The organism is Pseudomonas fluorescens (assembly GCF_012974785.1).
Classification (GTDB): domain Bacteria; phylum Pseudomonadota; class Gammaproteobacteria; order Pseudomonadales; family Pseudomonadaceae; genus Aquipseudomonas; species Aquipseudomonas fluorescens_BT.
In genome coordinates this window covers 4326486-4343397 of the sequence record NZ_CP027561.1, presented here as the reverse complement: position 1 = coordinate 4343397, position 16912 = coordinate 4326486, and the positions used below count along the sequence as shown (strand labels likewise).

General features: G+C 62.1%; 18 protein-coding genes. 7 read left to right on the top strand and 11 right to left on the bottom strand.

Annotated elements, in window-relative coordinates; all coding sequences use genetic code 11:
* Positions 1–66: 66 nt before the first annotated feature.
* Entirely contained in the window at positions 67–891 is an 825-nt protein-coding gene (locus C6Y56_RS19610) for an alpha/beta fold hydrolase (protein ID WP_169431280.1), read from the top strand.
* 121 nt (positions 892–1012) lie between these two features.
* On the top strand, positions 1013–2536 hold the full coding sequence (locus tag C6Y56_RS19605) for a hypothetical protein (protein ID WP_169431279.1): 1524 nt from the start codon (positions 1013–1015) through the stop codon (positions 2534–2536).
* Between the two features lie 48 nt (positions 2537–2584).
* On the opposite strand, the gene dsbG is transcribed toward C6Y56_RS19605, so the two are convergent.
* Genes dsbG through dsbD form a run of 3 tightly spaced genes read right to left on the bottom strand, consistent with a single transcriptional unit; the run spans position 2585 to position 5936 of the window.
* On the bottom strand, positions 2585–3355 hold the full coding sequence (gene dsbG / locus C6Y56_RS19600; protein ID WP_169431278.1) for a thiol:disulfide interchange protein DsbG: 771 nt from the start codon (positions 3353–3355) through the stop codon (positions 2585–2587).
* A complete protein-coding gene (locus C6Y56_RS19595) occupies positions 3331–4203 on the bottom strand; it encodes a TlpA disulfide reductase family protein (protein ID WP_169431277.1) in 873 nt (290 codons plus the stop codon). Before C6Y56_RS19595 ends, dsbG begins: the two co-directional genes overlap by 25 nt.
* Entirely contained in the window at positions 4203–5936 is a 1734-nt protein-coding gene (dsbD, locus tag C6Y56_RS19590; RefSeq protein WP_169431276.1) for a protein-disulfide reductase DsbD, read from the bottom strand. The genes C6Y56_RS19595 and dsbD overlap by 1 nt, the downstream gene beginning before the upstream one ends.
* 153 nt (positions 5937–6089) lie before the next feature.
* Between dsbD and C6Y56_RS19585 the strand changes: the two genes are divergently transcribed.
* The 5 genes from C6Y56_RS19585 to C6Y56_RS19565 all read left to right on the top strand — a co-directional run bounded on the left by C6Y56_RS19585 (position 6090) and on the right by C6Y56_RS19565 (position 10541).
* Positions 6090–6770, top strand: a complete 681-nt coding sequence (locus C6Y56_RS19585) for a response regulator (protein ID WP_114884486.1) — start codon at positions 6090–6092, stop codon at positions 6768–6770.
* Entirely contained in the window at positions 6770–8092 is a 1323-nt protein-coding gene (locus tag C6Y56_RS19580) for an ATP-binding protein (protein ID WP_169431275.1), read from the top strand. The genes C6Y56_RS19585 and C6Y56_RS19580 overlap by 1 nt, the downstream gene beginning before the upstream one ends.
* Positions 8093–8191: 99 nt before the next feature.
* Positions 8192–8677: a GNAT family N-acetyltransferase gene (locus tag C6Y56_RS19575; RefSeq protein ID WP_169431274.1), complete on the top strand. Its 486-nt coding sequence runs from the start codon at positions 8192–8194 to the stop codon at positions 8675–8677.
* A 143-nt stretch (positions 8678–8820) separates the two neighbouring features.
* Complete coding sequence (locus tag C6Y56_RS19570; protein WP_169431273.1) at positions 8821–10233, top strand: aspartate aminotransferase family protein; 1413 nt, start codon at positions 8821–8823, stop codon at positions 10231–10233.
* Positions 10234–10316: 83 nt separating this feature from the next.
* Positions 10317–10541: an MbtH family protein gene (locus tag C6Y56_RS19565; protein ID WP_169431272.1), complete on the top strand. Its 225-nt coding sequence runs from the start codon at positions 10317–10319 to the stop codon at positions 10539–10541.
* Positions 10542–10611: 70 nt separating this feature from the next.
* Here the strand turns inward: C6Y56_RS19565 and C6Y56_RS19560 are convergent, their stop codons facing one another.
* From C6Y56_RS19560 to C6Y56_RS19525, 8 genes are read right to left on the bottom strand one after another with little or no spacing between them, the layout of a single operon-like run.
* Positions 10612–11511: a metal ABC transporter substrate-binding protein gene (locus tag C6Y56_RS19560; protein WP_169431271.1), complete on the bottom strand. Its 900-nt coding sequence runs from the start codon at positions 11509–11511 to the stop codon at positions 10612–10614.
* Positions 11512–12411, bottom strand: a complete 900-nt coding sequence (locus tag C6Y56_RS19555) for a metal ABC transporter permease (RefSeq protein ID WP_007906536.1) — start codon at positions 12409–12411, stop codon at positions 11512–11514.
* Entirely contained in the window at positions 12411–13154 is a 744-nt protein-coding gene (locus C6Y56_RS19550; RefSeq protein WP_169431270.1) for a metal ABC transporter ATP-binding protein, read from the bottom strand. Before C6Y56_RS19550 ends, C6Y56_RS19555 begins: the two co-directional genes overlap by 1 nt.
* The gene (locus C6Y56_RS19545; protein ID WP_169431269.1) at positions 13151–14080 is read right to left on the bottom strand and encodes a metal ABC transporter substrate-binding protein; all 930 of its coding nucleotides are present in this window, start codon (positions 14078–14080) and stop codon (positions 13151–13153) included. The genes C6Y56_RS19550 and C6Y56_RS19545 overlap by 4 nt, the downstream gene beginning before the upstream one ends.
* A gap of 35 nt (positions 14081–14115) precedes the next feature.
* A complete protein-coding gene (locus tag C6Y56_RS19540) occupies positions 14116–14691 on the bottom strand; it encodes a DUF6162 family protein (RefSeq protein WP_169431268.1) in 576 nt (191 codons plus the stop codon).
* The gene (locus C6Y56_RS19535; protein WP_169431267.1) at positions 14688–15020 is read right to left on the bottom strand and encodes a hypothetical protein; all 333 of its coding nucleotides are present in this window, start codon (positions 15018–15020) and stop codon (positions 14688–14690) included. Before C6Y56_RS19535 ends, C6Y56_RS19540 begins: the two co-directional genes overlap by 4 nt.
* Positions 15017–15517: a thiamine pyrophosphate-binding protein gene (locus C6Y56_RS19530; protein WP_432760332.1), complete on the bottom strand. Its 501-nt coding sequence runs from the start codon at positions 15515–15517 to the stop codon at positions 15017–15019. The genes C6Y56_RS19535 and C6Y56_RS19530 overlap by 4 nt, the downstream gene beginning before the upstream one ends.
* A gap of 38 nt (positions 15518–15555) precedes the next feature.
* Positions 15556–16755 carry a PepSY-associated TM helix domain-containing protein gene (locus C6Y56_RS19525; RefSeq protein ID WP_169431265.1) on the bottom strand — a complete coding sequence of 400 codons (1200 nt, stop codon included), beginning with the start codon at positions 16753–16755 and terminating at the stop codon, positions 15556–15558.
* Between the last annotated feature and the right edge of the window lie 157 nt (positions 16756–16912).

Genomic DNA, 16912 nt, shown 5'->3' with positions numbered 1-16912 from the left:
TCATTGACGGCCGAGGCCGGTCCGCTCAGTCTTCGGGCTCCAGTTTCTTTGCCACGGGGGTTATCGATGCCTTTTTTCACGGTTGACGGACAGGCGCTTCACTACATTGATCAAGGCACGGGCCCGGCGGTATTGCTGGCCGGCAGCTACCTGTGGGACCAGGCGATGTGGGCGCCGCAGATCGCAGCGCTGTCGCCTCACTATCGGGTGATTGCGCTGGACCTCTGGGGCCATGGTGAATCGGGGCGTTTGCCTGAAGGCACCACATCACTGGATGACATCGCACGCCAGGCGCTGGCCTTGCTCGATCATCTGGACATCGACCGGGTGACGCTGGTCGGGCTGTCGGTCGGCGGCATGTGGGGCGTGCGCCTGGCGTTGTCGGCGCCGCAGCGGCTCAACGGTCTGGTGCTGATGGACACTTACGTCGGCGTCGAGCCGGAGCCGACTCGCCAGTACTACTTCTCGCTGTTCAAACAGATCGAGGAAAGCGGCGGGATCTCCGAGCCACTGCTGGATATCGTGGTGCCGATTTTCTTCCGCCCGGGCATCGATAAAGAGTCGGCGCTGTATCAGGATTTCCGCGCAAAACTCGCCGGCTATTCAGCTGAACGCCTGCGCGAGAGCATCGTGCCGATGGGGCGCATCACCTTTGGCCGTGATGACCTGTTGCCGCGTCTGGGAGAGCTGAATGCGGCGACCACACTGGTGGTCTGCGGCGACCAGGACAAGCCACGCCCGCCGTCGGAAGCACGGGAAATGGCTGAGTTGATTGGCTGTTCGTGTGTGCTGGTGCCGGAAGCGGGGCATATCTCCAATCTGGAGAATCCCGGGTTTGTGACGGAGGTGTTGTTTACCTTTTTGTCTGAACAGAACCCTTCCGTCGACTGAATCACCTTTCTGCGTCCCGCGCTACTGTCAACTCTGACAGTAGCGCGCTCTTCTTGAGCAGGCATTAAATGGTTTTGCCCATTGTGGGCTGAATCGTGTGATCGCCGACAGGAGAGTCGTCATGTCCAGCCAATCAGCAAATGTTCCTGAGCTTCCGGTTCCATTGGTATCTGATGCTTCGCACAACTCAACATTACAACCTGCCAAGGTTCTGGGCGGTACAACCGTAAAAATCGTTTTTCCAGGGCTCACTACGGAACATAGTGTCGGGCTCTTCTGGGCAAGGTCCGGCCATATCGAGAAATTTACCACTCAGTCGAAGGAGGCTTCGCTTCCCGCTGAGGTTTTGATCCCTGCGTCGGTTATCGGTAAGTCTGTCGGTCAAACCGTGAAAATCTGGTACGAGGCAAGCTTGAATGAAGAAGTGCAGCTTTCCCATACACTTGAGCTGACGGTAGAACAAATTTCTCCCGAGGAGTTGCCGAAACCGCAGTTACCCGATGTCGTCAAGACCGAAGGTACTGAATTTCTGGACATGCGCAGGTTTTCAGGCAACGCGCGTGTTCGGCTTTTACCTTGGTTGTTCATCGCGCCGGGGCAGCTCATCTGGATCAACGTTGTCGGACAGCGCAATTATCCAACCCACGAAACGCTTGAATTGGTCAAGGCGCTGGAAGTGACATCCGAGCAGGTGAGCAACGGTCTGGAATTGACTATTGATCGAAACTTTTTGACTCAGCTTGACGATAAATCGGCACTGACGCTACATGTGTTTGTCACGTTCGACAACAATCCGGATATTGGCACCGCGCATGAATTTCCGCGCTGGACAGCACTTTTGCTGCAATCCGACACCGATTTACTGGCACCGACTGTCAAACAGACACAGCATCAGGTGCTGAATCCGGAACTGGTCCTGGACGAGGCGATGATGGTCATCAAGTACAAGGACATGCGCCCTACCGACAGTATCATGCCGTTGTGGCGTGGCACTGCGGGCGAGGGGTCACCTGAACTGAAAGCGATAGATGGCAATTCATCAGGCGAGGTTACAGTCACCGTGAGTGCATCGGCAGTGGCTGCCAGTGAAGGTAAAACGGTTGACGCGAGCTACATCGTCTCGCGGGAGGGTATCGATCGGCCATCACCCATCACTCGAGTAACGGTGCAGAAGCAGCGCTATGTTCATGAGGAAAATTTTGATAATCACGAAATAAAACTTGTCAGCGCCGCTGACAATTACACTTTCACCTTGCCCACCATGTCGATCACGCTGCTGGACGGGGCGGGATCGGCAGGCATCATGCGTTTTGGCTACAACACTATCGGGTTCATTGAAGAACTCTCTTTTGGCATGTGTATCAACTCGGCCAACACATCGCCGCCTCAACAGATTCAGTTTGAATTCAAGGCGGACTACGATCGAATTTCGTTCACTTGGGCCCACCTGCATCTTAAAGGCACCGTCGAATACTTTGATGTCAGTGGTGTATCCCTGGGAAGCAAGGATTACCACGGCCTGAACCAGGGCGGCGCCTTGCATCAATTGATCGACTTTGTGGCGCCACCGCAAACACGCATCAAGTCCATGAAAGTGACATGCGAGGACTATAGCTTTCTCGACCACTTCATAAAGTGCGGTTGATTGTTCGAGCCACAATCAATGCCCGCTCCTGAGAGTGGGCTTTTTTCATTATTTCGGGCCGAGAATCTTCGCCAGTTTGTCCGGCGTCGGCGCGCCTTGCTGTTGTTGCAGTTCACCCTTGTCGTCCATGTAGAAGATCGCCGGGGTGGCCTGCAATTCCAGGTCTTCCATCAACTGCATGTTCGCTGCAAGTTTGGTCTGCACGGCGGCCGGAATGTTTTTCAAGGCCTTGAGTGTGCTGGCCTTGCCGGCCTTCTCGTGATCTTCAAGGGCCTTGGCCGGGTCTTTGGCAGCCAGCAGCGCAGCGGATTTGGCCGGGCTGTCTTCGCGGATGATGCCGACCATGATGTGCCGCAACTGCACCTTGCCGGCCTTGACCCAGGGGCGGGCCTGTTCCCAGAACATGTTGCAGTACGGGCAGTTCGGGTCGCTGAACAGGTACACGGTGCGCGGGGCATCCTTGTTGCCGTCCTGAATCCAGTTGCTCGCCTCGAACTTGGCCCAGACTTCCTTGGCCATCGGTGCATAGACCAGTTTTTGCAGCGGCGCGCTGCTCAGGTCGTTGCCGTCGGCGTCGTACAGGTTGCCCAGCAGCACGTGCTTGCCGTCCGGCGTCAGGTACAGCGCCATCCCGCGGTTCTGGTATTGCGCGGCGTAACCACGCAGGCCGTCGGGCGCGTCGAACTGACCGACGATCCTGGCGCCCTTGGCTTCGATCTTCTTGATCGCTTCAGGCAGTTCTTCAGCGGCCTGGACCGACGGCAAGTGCAGCAGGGCGGCGCCCAGAGACAGCGTCAGCAGGTGGCGGAGGCGGGGCATGGCAGTTTCCTTGAAGAAGTGGTGGCCGGATTCGGGCTGGAGGCCGGGGTGTCGAAGCTTTCCAGGGCGCGGGCCAGGCTGGCGTTCGACAACTCGCCCAGATGGCTGCCCAGCAGACGACCGTCCGGGCTATAGAACAGGGTAGTCGGCAGGGCCATGGAGCCCACGGCCTGGCCGAGGCGTCCGCTGCGGTCGAACAGCACGTTGTTCAGGCTCAGGCCCTGGGTTTCGAGAAACGTGGCGACGCTTTGCATGCTTTCGGCCTGGTTGACGAACAGGAACGTCAGGTCCGGGCGTTGTTGCTGGGCGTTCTCCAGCACCGGCATTTCCCGGCGGCACGGCGGGCACCAGGTGGCCCACAGGTTGATCACCAGCGGTCCGCCCTGATAATCGGTGAGTTTCACGGTTTCCCCGGCGGCGTTGCGCAAGGTGATGTCCGGCAGGCGCGTGCCTTGCTCGTAGATGTTCAGCGACAGGGTCGCCATCACCCAGAACGCCACACCGCTGACCACACCGAAACCCAGCGGTCGACGCAAGCCCGGCCGGCGCCAGCCGCGATACAGCGCCGCCAGCAAGAGCACGATCACCCCCGGCCAGGCGAGGAAACCGCCGTCGCGCAGATCGATGATCTGCCAGAGATCGTTGCGATAGTGGCCCCAGTACACAGCGACAAACGCAATGCGCGCCGCGAGCATGCCCAGCAGGAACAGGCTGAACAGCGCCGACTCGGGATTATCGCCGCCGCGTTTGGCCACCCGCCAGCCGACGAACGTCGCCAGCGCCAGGGCACTGATCAGCAGCAGGTGGTTAAGCGCGATGGCAAAGGTGCCGAGGGTGAAAGTCAGCATTAACGGGCATCTCGGGTGGTGGTCCAGCGTTGCAGGAAGGTGTCGGCATCGACCTCGCCGGTGATGCGCTGGCTGCGGCGCTCTTCACCGTCGGCACCGATCCACACAAAACTCGGTGGCCCCGGCACTTTGTAGCGGCCGAGCAGTTCGCGGCTGGCGGCATTGTCGGCGGTGACGTCGAGCCGCAGCAGACGCACGTCGTTCAAGGCCTGCATGACTCGCGCCTGGCCGAACACCTGTTTTTCCATGATTTTGCAAGACACACACCAGTCGGCGTAATAGTCGATGAGCACCCACTGGCCCTGGGCCTTGGCGGTATCGAGTTCACGTTGCAGGGCCGCGGGGTCCTTGATCGTGGTGAACGCCTCGTGGCCGTCCGGTATCGCGGCACCGGTGCGCCCGGCGCTGTAGATCTGCAGCGGCTGATACGGATCGTCGCCACCGCCCGCCGCGCCCACCAGCAGCAAGCTGCCCCATATGCCCAGCAACAGCGAACTGGCTCCAAACAACTGTGCGACCCGGCCGAAGCCTTCGGACTGTTTCCAGGCGCAATATGCCGCAATCAGCAACAGGGCCCCGCACAGCGCGAGCCACAGCGAAGGATCCAGCACCGGCCGCAACATCAGCACCGCCGTACCCAGGAACAGGAAGCCGAATACACCTTTGAGCAGGTTCATCCACGCGCCGGGTTTTGGCAGGAAGCGATTGCCGACGGTCACCAGCAACAGCAGGGGCACGCCGATGCCAATCCCCAGAGCAAACAGAATCAGCCCACCGTGCAACGCATTGCCGCTTTGCGCGATGTAGAGCAGAGCACCGGCCAGCGGCGCGGTCATGCACGGGCCGACCAACAGGCCCGACAGGGCCCCCAGAACACCTGCACCGATCAGGCTGCCGCCGCTGCGACTGCGCGAGGCATGCTCCAGCCGGTCACGCAGGGCCACCGGCAGTTGCAGTTCGAAAAAGCCGAACATCGGCAGTGCCAGGATCACGAAGATGGCCGCGAAAGCACCCAGCAGCCACGGATTCTGCAACCACGCCTGCAGGTTCGCCCCCAGCAGCGCCGCGATCACGCCCATCGATGCATAGACCAGTGCCATACAGATCACGTAACTGCTGGCGAGCGCGAAACCGCGACGCGGCGTGGCACCGCTGCCGACCACCATGCCGGCCAGAATCGGCAACATCGGCAACGAGCACGGCGCAAAAGCCAGGAGCAGGCCGAGCCCGAAGAACACCAGCAAACTCCACCCCAGTGTGTGTTGTTGCAGGCCGCTGGCCAGCGCTTGATCCTGTGCCTCATCCGCCACCGCAGCGGCCGCTTTGCCTCCGAGGTCGATCACACGGGTCTGCGGTGGATAGCACAGGCCGGCATCGGCGCAGCCCTGATAACTGACCTTGATCTGGCCTTTGGCTGCTGCCGGGATTTTCAGTTCAAGACCCTGGCGATAGACCGGTTGCTCGCCGAAATACTCGTCACTGTGGGATTCGCCTTCGGGCAGGGTCGGGGCATTCTCCGCCGCCAGTCCATCGAATTTCAGGCGTTTCTGATACAGGTAGTAACCGTCGGTGATCTGCCAGAACAGTTGGGTTTCGCCGGAATCCAGACGTTCGGACGTCAGGACGAAGGCCTTGTCGACCGGGAGAAATTCCGGTTTTGTCGAAAAAGGATCGTTCCCTGCCTGGGCCAGACCCGAAATCAAAAATGCTAACAACAAAAAAATATGACGCATGGAGGAGCCTTGTCCCTGTGCAAGTGATGAGCACAATGGGCGGCGGCGATTAACCGATGATTAACCGCGGCACCCTTGTCGCTGTGGCGTTCGGGGCATAATGTCAGCTTAATCGGCCAACCGCCTAATCGGCATTTTTCTACGGGACTCACCATGCACGTACTGGTTTGCGAAGACGATGAGTTGATCGCCAGCGGCATCGTCGCCGGGCTGACGGCCCAGGGCTTGACGGTCGAACACGTCAATACGGCCTCCAAGGCCCGGGCGATCCTCAAGGTCGCCGAATTCGACGTGATGGTGCTCGACCTCGGTCTGCCGGATGAAGATGGCCTCAAACTGTTGCAGCAACTGCGCCAGCAAGGTCTGGAAATTCCTGTACTGATCCTTACCGCGCGGGACTCGGTGACTGACCGGGTCGACGGTTTGCAGTCCGGCGCTGATGATTACCTGCTCAAGCCTTTCGATTTGCGGGAACTGTTCGCCCGTCTGCAAACCCTGTTGCGCCGGGTGGCCGGGCGTAGCGTCAACCTGATCGAGCACGGCGCGCTGACCTACGATCCGAGCAGTCGCGAAACCACTCTTGCGGGCCGTTCGGTGGACCTGTCCCGCCGCGAACAGTCCCTGCTGCAAGCCCTGCTGCACAACCGTGGTCGGGTGCTGTCCACCGAGCAATTGAAGGACAGCGTCTACGGTTTCAGCGATGAACTGGAAAGCAACGCGCTCAACGTGCACATCCATCACCTGCGCAGCAAACTCGGCAAAGGCATCGTCGAAACCGTGCGTGGTCTCGGTTATCGCCTGGGCCCGGCCGATGGTGGAGAACCTGACAAGTGATGAGTCTGCGCCTGCGCCTGAGCCTGACCCTCGGCGCCGCGTTCGCGCTGATCTGGGCCCTGGCGGCTGCCTGGATGCTCAGCGACCTGCGCAATCAGATGATGTTTTCCCTCGACCAGCGGCTGGTGGCGTCGGCGCGGATGGTTGCCGGGCTGCTGGAGCAGTTGCCGGCGATACCGAGCAAGGGCGACGGAACGCACTTCAGTGCAGAACAACTGAACATTCCCGGCGGTATGGCCTGTCAGGTCAGTTCGCTGCGTGGCGAAATCCTCGCCCGCAGCCACAACAACCCGGAACAGGCACTAGAGGCGCAGAAAATGGGCTTCCACGACCAGATGATCGATGGCGCGCCATGGCGCACGTTCACCCTGGCCCGTGGCGATGTGCGCATCACCACCGCCGACCGGGTGATCGAGCGCGAAGCCCTGAACATGTCGATCCTGCTGGCGGCCTCGGTGCCGGTGGGGGTGGCGCTGCTCGGCTGCCTGTGCCTGCTGTGGCTGGGGATCGGCCAGGGGCTGGCGCCACTCAATCGCTTGCGCGAAGCCTTGATGCGCCGCAACGCCGATTCGCTCGAACCGTTGCAGTTGCAGTCATTCCCCAGCGAGCTGAAACCACTGCTTGAAACCCAGAACCAACTGTTCCAGCGCATCGGCAAAACCATCGAGCGCGAACGTCGCCTGACCGGTGACGCGGCCCATGAACTGCGCAGTCCGCTGACGGCGATCAAGACCCACCTGCAAGTGGCGCGGATGACCGATGGCAGTGCCCGCGACCAGTCTCTGGCCCGGGCCGAGGAGGGCGCCGACCGCCTGCACCGGACCCTGGAGCAATTGTTGTTGCTGGCGCGGGTCGAGGGCAGTCTGTCGTTCGACGACGGCGTGCAGTGCAGTGCCGAGCAGGTCGCGAAACTGGCGATTCAGGACTCGGCCGGCGACCAGCGCCAGCGCATCAGGCTGCACCTGCCTGAACACTTGTCCGCTGCGCCCCTGCAAATGCCGGCGGTGCTGTCGATCGCGGCTCTGCGCAACCTGCTGGATAACGCTTTGCGTCACACGCCGACGGATGGCGCGGTGGACCTGAGCCTGGAAACCACCGCCAATCGCGTGCGTTTCGTGGTCCGCGATCATGGGCCGGGGATCGCCCCGGATGATCTGCAACACCTGACCCAACGTTTTTGGCGCAACGGTCAGAGCACCGGTTGCGGGCTCGGACTCGCGATTGTCCAGGCGATTGTCCAGCGCTGTGCCTGCACCCTGCATTTCGACAGCCGCCCGGACGGTTTGCGGGTCGAGCTGACCATGCCGCTGCAACCGGCCTGAGCCCGGCACATCAAATGTAACCTCTCTGCATTGGTCATCGGCCGGTCGCAACGCTATTGTCGCCCGGCCTTTGACTCAATGGACTGAGGGAACTGCGCCATGGATGCACCCATCTACATTTGCCCGGCCTCTGCGGCCGATGCCGGCATCATCAGCCGTATCGTCGAGCGTTCGATCCGCGTCGGCTGCGCGCTCGATCATCGAAATGACCCACTCCTCGTCGAGGCCTGGATTCGCCAGCAATCTCAGGAACACATCAGCGCCTGGCTCGCCGATCCGCAGCATTATCTGAACATTGCCCTGTTGCAGGACAAACCGGTCGGCGTCGGCATGGCCACTGTCGATGGCGATGTCACGCTGTGTCATGTGCAGCCGGAGTGGTTTCGCCGTGGCGCCGGCCGAGCATTGATGGCGGATCTCGAAGGCTGGCTGCGGACCCGCGGCAGCGACCGCTCGATGCTCAGAAGTACCCGCACCGGAGAGGCTTTTTATCGGCGTCTGGGCTACCGCGAGTCGGCGCCGCCGTTCATCCGCCACGGCATGCGCAGCCTGCCGATGCACAAGTCGCTGCCGCTGTCGGCATGACAACTGGCTCAAGGGTGTAAATCCTCGAGCGGCTGGTGCGTTTCCAGAACAGGAAAACCTGCATGTGCGCCCCGCGACCGGAACGCGCACCTGTGCGGTGTGCAGTTTTGGTCACTATCCATAGCGTATTGAGGGGTCGAGAGATGTCAGTCGCCACCAGCCTTATCGAAGAGTCGTCGGCCCGGATCGCCTCCGCGCCGGCTGAAACGCTGTATCAGTTCAGTGAATCGCCGTTGCTGGCCCGTCAGAGCCAGCAGGAGTCCAATGCCCGCAGCTACCCGAGGCGCATTCCCCTGGCGCTCAAACGTGCCAAGGGTCTGTATGTCGAGGACGTTGAAGGGCGCACGTTCATCGATTGCCTCGCCGGTGCCGGCACACTGGCCTTGGGGCACAACCACCCGGTGGTGATCGAGGCGATCCAGCAGGTGCTGGCCGATGAGCTGCCGCTGCATACCCTGGACCTGACCACGCCGGTGAAGGATCAATTCGTTCAGGACCTGTTCGGCCTGTTGCCCCCAGCGCTGGCTTCCCAGGCGAAGATCCAGTTCTGCGGCCCGACCGGCACCGACGCCGTGGAAGCCGCGCTGAAACTGGTGCGCACCGCCACCGGGCGCAGCACCGTGCTGTCGTTCTCCGGCGGTTACCACGGCATGAGCCAGGGCGCGTTGAGCCTGATGGGCAGCCTGGGACCGAAAAAACCGTTGGGCGCGCTGCTCAGCAATGGCGTGCAATTCATGCCGTTCCCGTACGACTACCGTTGCCCGTTCGGCCTCGGCGGCGCGGCGGGCGTGAAGGCCAACCTGAGTTACCTGGAAAACCTGCTCAATGATCCCGAGGCCGGTGTGCAATTGCCGGCGGCGGTGATCGTCGAGGCGGTGCAGGGTGAGGGCGGTGTGATTCCGGCCGACATCGAGTGGCTGCGCGGTCTGCGCCGCATCACCGAAAAGGCCGGCGTTGCACTGATCGTCGACGAGATCCAGAGCGGTTTTGCCCGTACCGGCAAGATGTTTGCCTTCGAGCACGCCGACATCATCCCGGACGTGGTGGTGCTGTCCAAAGCCATCGGCGGCAGCCTGCCGCTGGCGGTGGTGGTCTATCGCGACTGGCTCGATACCTGGCAGCCCGGCGCCCACGCCGGTACCTTCCGTGGCAACCAGATGGCGATGGCCGCCGGTTGCGCGGTGATGCGTTACCTGGTCGAGCACAAGGTCTGCGATCACGCCGCCGCCATGGGCGAACGCCTGAGCGAGCATCTGCACATCCTGCAACGTGACTTCCCGCAACTGGGCGATATTCGCGGTCGAGGCCTGATGCTCGGCGTCGAGCTGGTTGATCCGGACGGTACGCCGGATGCATTGGGCCACCCACCGGTCTTCGCACGTCTGGCGCCGCTGGTACAGCGCGAGTGCCTCAAGCGCGGGCTGATCCTGGAATTGGGCGGCCGTCATGGTGCGGTGGTGCGTTTCCTGCCGCCGCTGGTGATCACCGCCGCTGAAATCGATCGCGTCGCCGAGATCTTCGGCCGTGCGCTGAGTGCGGCGACCGCGGCCCTGTAAATTTTTCGCCGCGCCGAACGTTCCTTCTACATACCCGGCTGCACCCGCCGTGCAGCCCACCCTTACAACGATGGAGACACAGCATGACGTCAGTATTCGACCGCGAGGACATCCTCTTTCAGGTCGTGGTCAACCACGAAGAACAGTACTCGATCTGGCCGGATTACAAGGCCATTCCGCAAGGCTGGCGCGCCGTGGGCAAGAGCGGCATGAAGAAAGAGTGCCTGGCCTACATCGAGGAAGTCTGGACCGACATGCGTCCACTGAGCCTGCGTCAGAAGATGGAAGCGCAAGCGACAGCACAGTAAGTCTTCAGCCAAAAAGAAACCCGCTGGACTGGAAACAGTCAGCGGGTTTTATCATGTCCAGAGGACTGGCTTACGTGCCGCTCAGGCCCTTGAGCAGCGCATCCACATTCCCTTCCAGTTCAGCCACCGGATCCACCGCATCGGTGCTCAGCACCAACAGATGACTGCCCGACTCGGCAATCGCCGCTTTCACCGCATCCGACGGCTGGCGATGGTGCAGCACCACTGCCACGTCGTTGTCCTTGAGCGTTGCCGTCAATTTTTTCAGGTCTTGCGGCGTCCATTCGGTGTCCGGTCGCGGATCCTGTCCGATCAGCTCCAGATTCAGGCTGCCGATCAGATAGCCGAAGTGATCGCTCAGGCTCATCACGCTCAAATTATCGGCACTGGCCAGACGTGCCTCGCTGTCGGCGCTGAGTTTCAACAGACGCTGTTTCAGCGCCGCCAGATTGGCTTCTATCTTCGGTTTGTCCTTCGGCGCCAGGCGCACCAGATCCGCGGCCATCACGTCCGCCATGCGCCCCATGTTGTTGCTCGCGAGCCACGGCTGGCTGTTCAGACCGTCGACCTTGAGCCCCGGTTGCACGGCAATGCCGGGCAGGGCACCGTCCACCGGGCGGGCGGCGTCGACTTCGACGATGCGGATGTTGCTGCGGCGGGCGATCGGGTACAGCGGATCATCGGCCCACAGCGAGCGCACGCCGATCACCGCATCGGCGCCGGTGGCCAGTTTGCTCAGCGCCGGGGCGCCGCGACCGGTGAAGTAGGCCGTCTGGCGACTGCCCGGCAGATTCGCCGGCGCTGCGCGTTCGAGGCTGATGTCGGTGCCTTTGAGCAGGACTTCGCCCAGGCCATAAGTGATGGGCAACGAGGCCAGCACCCGCAACGGTTTCTCGGCAGCCAGCAGAGGGCTCGAAAACGCGCCGCTGAGGGCGATGACCAAGGTCAGTTGTCGCAATGAAAAAGCCATTTATCCAAGGTTCCCTTTCAGACTGGGGACGATGCCCCGGGCAATCGCGGCGAGGGCGAAGGCGATACCGGCGACCAGAATGATCGCGGCGCCGGACGGAATCGGCAGATCGAACACAATGGGCGCGAGAATCCCGCACAGCGTGCTGACCGTGGCAATCAGCACCGAACACCAGAAAAAGCCCTTGAGCGACTGGCTGAGCAACCGGGCGGCGGCTGCCGGAATCACCAGCAGCGCGCCGACCAGAATCGCGCCAATGACTTTCACTGCCGCGACGGTGATCAGCGTCACCAGAATCACGAACAGGTAATCCAGGGTCTTCACCGCGACGCCACGCACCGCCGCCAGCTGCGGGTTGAAGCTGGCCAGCATGATCCGGTTGTACAGCGGCAGGGCCAGCGCCATCACCAGTGAGCCGACAATCGCCAGCACCAGCAGATCGTTGCCGTTCACGGTCAGTACCGAGCCGAACAACACGTTTTCCAGGATGTGCACGTTGATCTTGCCCGCCAGGATCAGCAGCAGGCTGGCACCCAGAGCGAGAGACACCGACAGGAACACGCCGATCAAAGTGTCGGGTGCCAGGCCGGTACGGTTGCGCAGGTAATTGAGCAGAATGCCGAACAGCAGGCAGTAACCAAACAGGCTGCCGTACGGGCCGGTGTAGGGTTCGCCGAGCAGAATACCGATGGCCACGCCGGTCAGCGCCGCATGCCCCACCGCCTCGGAGAAAAACGCGAAGCGCTTGACCACCACCAGCGTGCCGAGGCCACCCAGCACCGGGCCGATCAACAGGCCGGCGAGCAGCGCATTGACCACAAAGCCGTAGGCCAGGGCTTCCGGCAGGTAACCGGAAGAGGCCCAGCCTTGCACCATCAAACGAAAGGCTTCGTAACTCATCAGGCAGCGCTCCGTGGATGGGTGGAGAACAGGGTCAGCAGGCGTTCCGGGGTCAGGGCCTGTTGCGGCGTGGCGTCGAACAGCACCCGGCGGTTGAGGCCGGTGACGCGATTGGCCAGACGCCCGACCGCTTCCAGATCGTGCTCGATCCACAGCACGGTGATGCCCGCCGCACGCCAGTCGCCGAGCAAACGTTCGAACACCTGGATCCCGGCTTCGTCGAGGGCCGACATCGGTTCATCCAGCACCAGCAATTGCGGCGCAGGAATCAGGCCTTGGGCGAGCAGCACCCGCTGGCGTTCACCGCCGGACAGCGCGCCCATCCGGCGCTTGCGTTTATCCTGCATGCCGACCCGCTCCAGCGCATCGCCGATGGCGCCGGCGTAGCGTTTGCTCAGGCCGAGAAAGGCCGGGCGACGCTGACACATCGCAGCCATGAAGTCGTCGACGGTCATCGGCAGTCCCCGGTCGAACTCCAGCGCCTGCGGCACGTAGCCGATGGTGCCGGGCTCGCCGGGCCATTGCAGGCTGAGCCGGCCCTGATGGGGCATCTGTCCGAGCAGGGTCTTGATCAGCGAGCTCTTGCCGCCGCCGTTGGGGCCGACCAGCGCATGTACGTGGCCGGGCTGCACCTGGAAGGTCACCTTGTCCAGGATCGTGGTGCGACCCAGCGTCAGGCTGACCTCGGCAAATTCCAGGGTCGGGCCACTGCTGATGATTGAGAGGTTTTCCTGAGCCGTCATGCACCGGACTCCTGAATCGCCCGAACCACGGTGTTGAGGTTGCCGGTCATTTCCTTTTCATACTTGTCGGCGGTGTATTCGCCGTAGGAAATGTGCGACAGCGGGTACAGCTTCACACCGGATTCACGCTGGATGGTTTCGACGTAAGTGGAGGGGAAGTCCATCTCGGAGAAGATCACTTTCACGTCCAGTTCCCGCAATTGATCGATGGTTTTCTTCAACTGGCTTGGGCTTGGCTCGATGCCGTGGGCCGGCTCGACCACCGCCGTCACTTCCAGACCGAATTCGCGCAGCAGGTAGTCATAAGCGGCGTGCACCGTGGCCACTCGCAGTTCCGCGTTCGGCGCCTGGGTCAGTTTGGCCAGGGCGTCGGCGCGCATCTGCCGCAGGCGTTTGCCGTAGGCGCGGGCGTTCTGGGTGTAGGTCTTGGCGTTGTCCGGGTCGAGCTTGCCCAGTTCCCGGGCGATGTTGTTGACCTGGGCAATCGAGGCGCTGATCGACAGGAACGTGTGCGGGTTCACCACTTTGCCGGCACCGCGCGCGGCCACTCCGGTGGCGGCCAGCAGCGGTACGTTTTCGTTGGCTTCGATGGTCTTGATGTCCGGTGTTTCGCTGGCGGCGATCATGCGGTCGGCGAAGTCGTCATGGCCGACGCCGTTGAGCACGATCACGTCGAGCCCGCTGATGCGCTTGATGTCTTCGGCGCGAGGCTCGTAGGCGTGGGGGTTGAAACCGGCGGGAATCAGCGGCACGACCTCGGCCTTGTCGCCGACGATGTTCGCCACATAGCTGTAATAAGGGTGCAGGGTGATGCCGATGCGCAGGCGCTTGGCCGGATCGGCGCTGGCCAGCGGGCTCAGCAGGCAGGCGCACAGGCCGATCAGCAGCAGGCGCAGGAAGGGGCGGCGTTGAGATGAACTAGGCATGGGCAAGCGGTCTTCTCTCGAATGAAGGCGTGGGTTCAATGACGATGTTCGCGGGTCACCCCGGCATCGAATTGCGCGACGATCTGTTTCCATCCGGCAGCGGTCAGTGCCGCGTCGGACAGGTCTGACGGGGCTTGCAGATCGGCGGCGCGGTTGAGCCAGATGTCCGGCGCGGCGTCATTCGCAGCGTTCAGGCGCATCAGAAACGAGCCGGCCACGGCCGGTGCCTGGCTGTGGCCGAAGTAGGCGGCATTGGCCAGCAATTGCCAGACATGGCCGCCACGACTCACAGAGCTGGCGTCCTGGGCGAACGGTGCGAAACCTTCATTCGCCAGGTTCTGCGGGGTTGGCAGTGTTTGCTGTTCTTCACGCAACAGGTGGATTTCGTCGAGGGTTACCCGCAGGTCGGCGTAGATGCCTTGCTCGCTGGCGCCGAGGTCGCGACGGGCATCGAGCTGATGGCTGGAAACCGGCTCAGGCTCGTGGGAAACCCCGCGCCACGCCACCACGGAACCGGCGACTGTGAGGATCAGCAGGCACATCAGCAGCACATTGAGGGTTTCATGGCCGGCGCCGGCGGGGCGAACAACTTGAGTGGTCGGCGTGGTCATGGGGATTCGATATCCGCTTGGTCGATTTCGACCACATGGCCGGGGCCCGCGTCGAACAGCACGTAGAACTCGGCGCCGGGTTTCTTGAAGGTCAGGGTCGAATCGGCGCCGAGCTTGCCCGGCACCAGGATGGTTTCGTCGTAGCCGATCACATCGAGGGTCACCCCCGGCGCGCCGCTGCCGTCGGAGAAACCGCCGGTGCATTTGATCTGTTCGGCATCGATGGCCTTGCACTCACACATCGGGTTGTGGGCCAGGGCGCTGGTACTGAAAACGGCACACAGCGCCAGCCATGCGGCGCTCATGCCAAGACGGAAAGGACGGCTCATGGTTTGGCTCCTTGTTTGTTCAGCCAGGCAACGGTGGCGGGTGAGGCCTGGCTCAGCGAAATCGAGGCTTGATGCATGCTGCCGTCCCAGCCTTCCATGGTGATCCACAGTTCGGCGTCGGCTCTGGTTTTTTCCGGCACCGGCAACTGGATGCCCATGCGGTACGGCGTGCCGAAGAAGATTGAACCGGCGGCGCGCAGGCTGCGCGGCTTGCCGATGCGCAGGTAGGTGGCCTTGACCGGCTCGATACAGGCATCGCACAGGGCGGCATTGAAACCTTTCAGATAGCCTGCCGGGCCGTCGGAACGCGGCGCTTCGTCACGCAGTTCGGCCAGGCGCAGGCTCCACGGCCCGACCTGGATCTCGCCAATTTCGCGTTCGCCCAGGCCGCTGTCGCCACGGAACAACGCGGCGTCGGCAAAGTATTTGGGCATGAAGCCCAAGGGGATCAGCAGCAACAGCACATTGATGTGGAAGCGCCATTTGTGCCAGATCATGCTCAGCCGTGAAGGCTGAGCCACGCTAGTGGACTTGCTCACAGGTTGGCCTCCGACGTTTCACGGCGCAGGGCCGGTTGCGCCTGAACGCGCTGTTTCTTGTGCTCGCGCTTGAGGGCGTTGGCGGTGGCCAGCGCGGTGCGTTTGGTCCAGATCAGCAGGCCGCTGAGGACCATCATGCTCAGCAGCAGGCCGAAGAAGAACCAGATCAGCTTGATCCACAGGCCGCCGAAATCCCCGGTGTGCAGCGGGCGCATGGATTCGGTAACGAATTCCAGCGACGTGCGATCGGACAGCAGCCGTGAAGCCGCCACGTCGCCGCTGTACGGGTTGAGCGTGGCGGTCTGGTACATCAGCGGATACCAGCCGCGGCCGCCGATATCCATATGCGCGTAGGCATTGCCCGGCAGGCTGATGAAGCTGGCTTCGAGGCCGGGGATTTTCGTCTGGGCGATTTCGATGGCGCGGTCGAGGCTGATCCGCGGCGGTGGTGAACCGTCGCTCGACAGCGGCACGGCTTCACGGGACATGGCCGGGATGATCGGCTCGCTGGAAATGGAGATCTGGTTGTCCGACAGCAGCGCCTGGATCAGGAACCAGGTACCGGTGATCGAAATCACCGCGATGAACCAGATCGACCAGATGCCGCTCAAGCGGTGAAAGTCGCCCCAGAAAATCCGTGCGCCGTGATTGAAGCGCAGGGTCGGGCGGAAAAAGCCTTTCCAGAAGCGCTTGTATACCACCAGCCCGGTCACCAGCGAAGCCAGCATCGGCAGGCCGAGGAAGGACACCAGATACCAGCCCCAGCTGAAACCGTTGGTGAACGGCACCAGCCACCAGCCGTGCAGCGCACGGGTGAAGGCCTTGAAGTTGAAGTTTGGTGCCGTGCCCTGGATCACGCCGGTGTACGGGTTGACGTAGACCGTCAGCGAGCGGCCGTCTGGGTAGCTGACGTCGACGTCGAGGGCAAAGTGCGATTCGTCCGGCCGGTTGATGCTCTGCACCAGGGTCTGCGGTTCGGCCTTTTTGATTTCGGCGAGGATCTGGTCATAGCTCAGGCGGGGCGCATCGTCCGAGGGTGCGCTGGCGCGCATTTGCGGGTTGGCCAGCCAGACGATTTCCTGGCTGACGACCGCCAGGGTGCCGGTGACGCAGACAATCAGGACAAAAAACCAGATCGGCAACGCGAGCCAGCTGTGTACCAGGAACCACAGTTTCGAGCGGGATTTCTTCGACATGATGACCGGTCTTGATTCGGTGAGAGGACTGGACGCTACGGGCTTCGCAGCGTGGGAGTCCCTGAAGGGCCGGTCGTGGCTTTTGCCTACGCGACCGGCCCGCATCTCTATAAGACGGATGACCGAAGCAAATCCCGATGAAAGATATGAAAGTAAA

Excerpts from the sequence above, each read along its gene's own strand:
- C6Y56_RS19545 (WP_169431269.1), bottom strand. The coding sequence starts at position 14,080 with ATGCCTAGTTCATCTCAACGCCGCCCCTTCCTGCGCCTGCTGCTGATC.
- C6Y56_RS19610 (WP_169431280.1), top strand. The coding sequence starts at position 67 with ATGCCTTTTTTCACGGTTGACGGACAGGCGCTTCACTACATTGATCAA.
- C6Y56_RS19530 (WP_432760332.1), bottom strand. The coding sequence starts at position 15,517 with ATGATCTGGCACAAATGGCGCTTCCACATCAATGTGCTGTTGCTGCTG.
- C6Y56_RS19570 (WP_169431273.1), top strand. The coding sequence starts at position 8,821 with ATGTCAGTCGCCACCAGCCTTATCGAAGAGTCGTCGGCCCGGATCGCC.
- C6Y56_RS19565 (WP_169431272.1), top strand. The coding sequence starts at position 10,317 with ATGACGTCAGTATTCGACCGCGAGGACATCCTCTTTCAGGTCGTGGTC.
- dsbG (WP_169431278.1), bottom strand. The coding sequence starts at position 3,355 with ATGCCCCGCCTCCGCCACCTGCTGACGCTGTCTCTGGGCGCCGCCCTG.
- C6Y56_RS19580 (WP_169431275.1), top strand. The coding sequence starts at position 6,770 with ATGAGTCTGCGCCTGCGCCTGAGCCTGACCCTCGGCGCCGCGTTCGCG.
- C6Y56_RS19560 (WP_169431271.1), bottom strand. The coding sequence starts at position 11,511 with ATGGCTTTTTCATTGCGACAACTGACCTTGGTCATCGCCCTCAGCGGC.
- C6Y56_RS19550 (WP_169431270.1), bottom strand. The coding sequence starts at position 13,154 with ATGACGGCTCAGGAAAACCTCTCAATCATCAGCAGTGGCCCGACCCTG.
- C6Y56_RS19605 (WP_169431279.1), top strand. The coding sequence starts at position 1,013 with ATGTCCAGCCAATCAGCAAATGTTCCTGAGCTTCCGGTTCCATTGGTA.
- dsbD (WP_169431276.1), bottom strand. The coding sequence starts at position 5,936 with ATGCGTCATATTTTTTTGTTGTTAGCATTTTTGATTTCGGGTCTGGCC.
- C6Y56_RS19585 (WP_114884486.1), top strand. The coding sequence starts at position 6,090 with ATGCACGTACTGGTTTGCGAAGACGATGAGTTGATCGCCAGCGGCATC.
- C6Y56_RS19540 (WP_169431268.1), bottom strand. The coding sequence starts at position 14,691 with ATGACCACGCCGACCACTCAAGTTGTTCGCCCCGCCGGCGCCGGCCAT.
- C6Y56_RS19555 (WP_007906536.1), bottom strand. The coding sequence starts at position 12,411 with ATGAGTTACGAAGCCTTTCGTTTGATGGTGCAAGGCTGGGCCTCTTCC.
- C6Y56_RS19575 (WP_169431274.1), top strand. The coding sequence starts at position 8,192 with ATGGATGCACCCATCTACATTTGCCCGGCCTCTGCGGCCGATGCCGGC.
- C6Y56_RS19595 (WP_169431277.1), bottom strand. The coding sequence starts at position 4,203 with ATGCTGACTTTCACCCTCGGCACCTTTGCCATCGCGCTTAACCACCTG.
- C6Y56_RS19525 (WP_169431265.1), bottom strand. The coding sequence starts at position 16,755 with ATGTCGAAGAAATCCCGCTCGAAACTGTGGTTCCTGGTACACAGCTGG.
- C6Y56_RS19535 (WP_169431267.1), bottom strand. The coding sequence starts at position 15,020 with ATGAGCCGTCCTTTCCGTCTTGGCATGAGCGCCGCATGGCTGGCGCTG.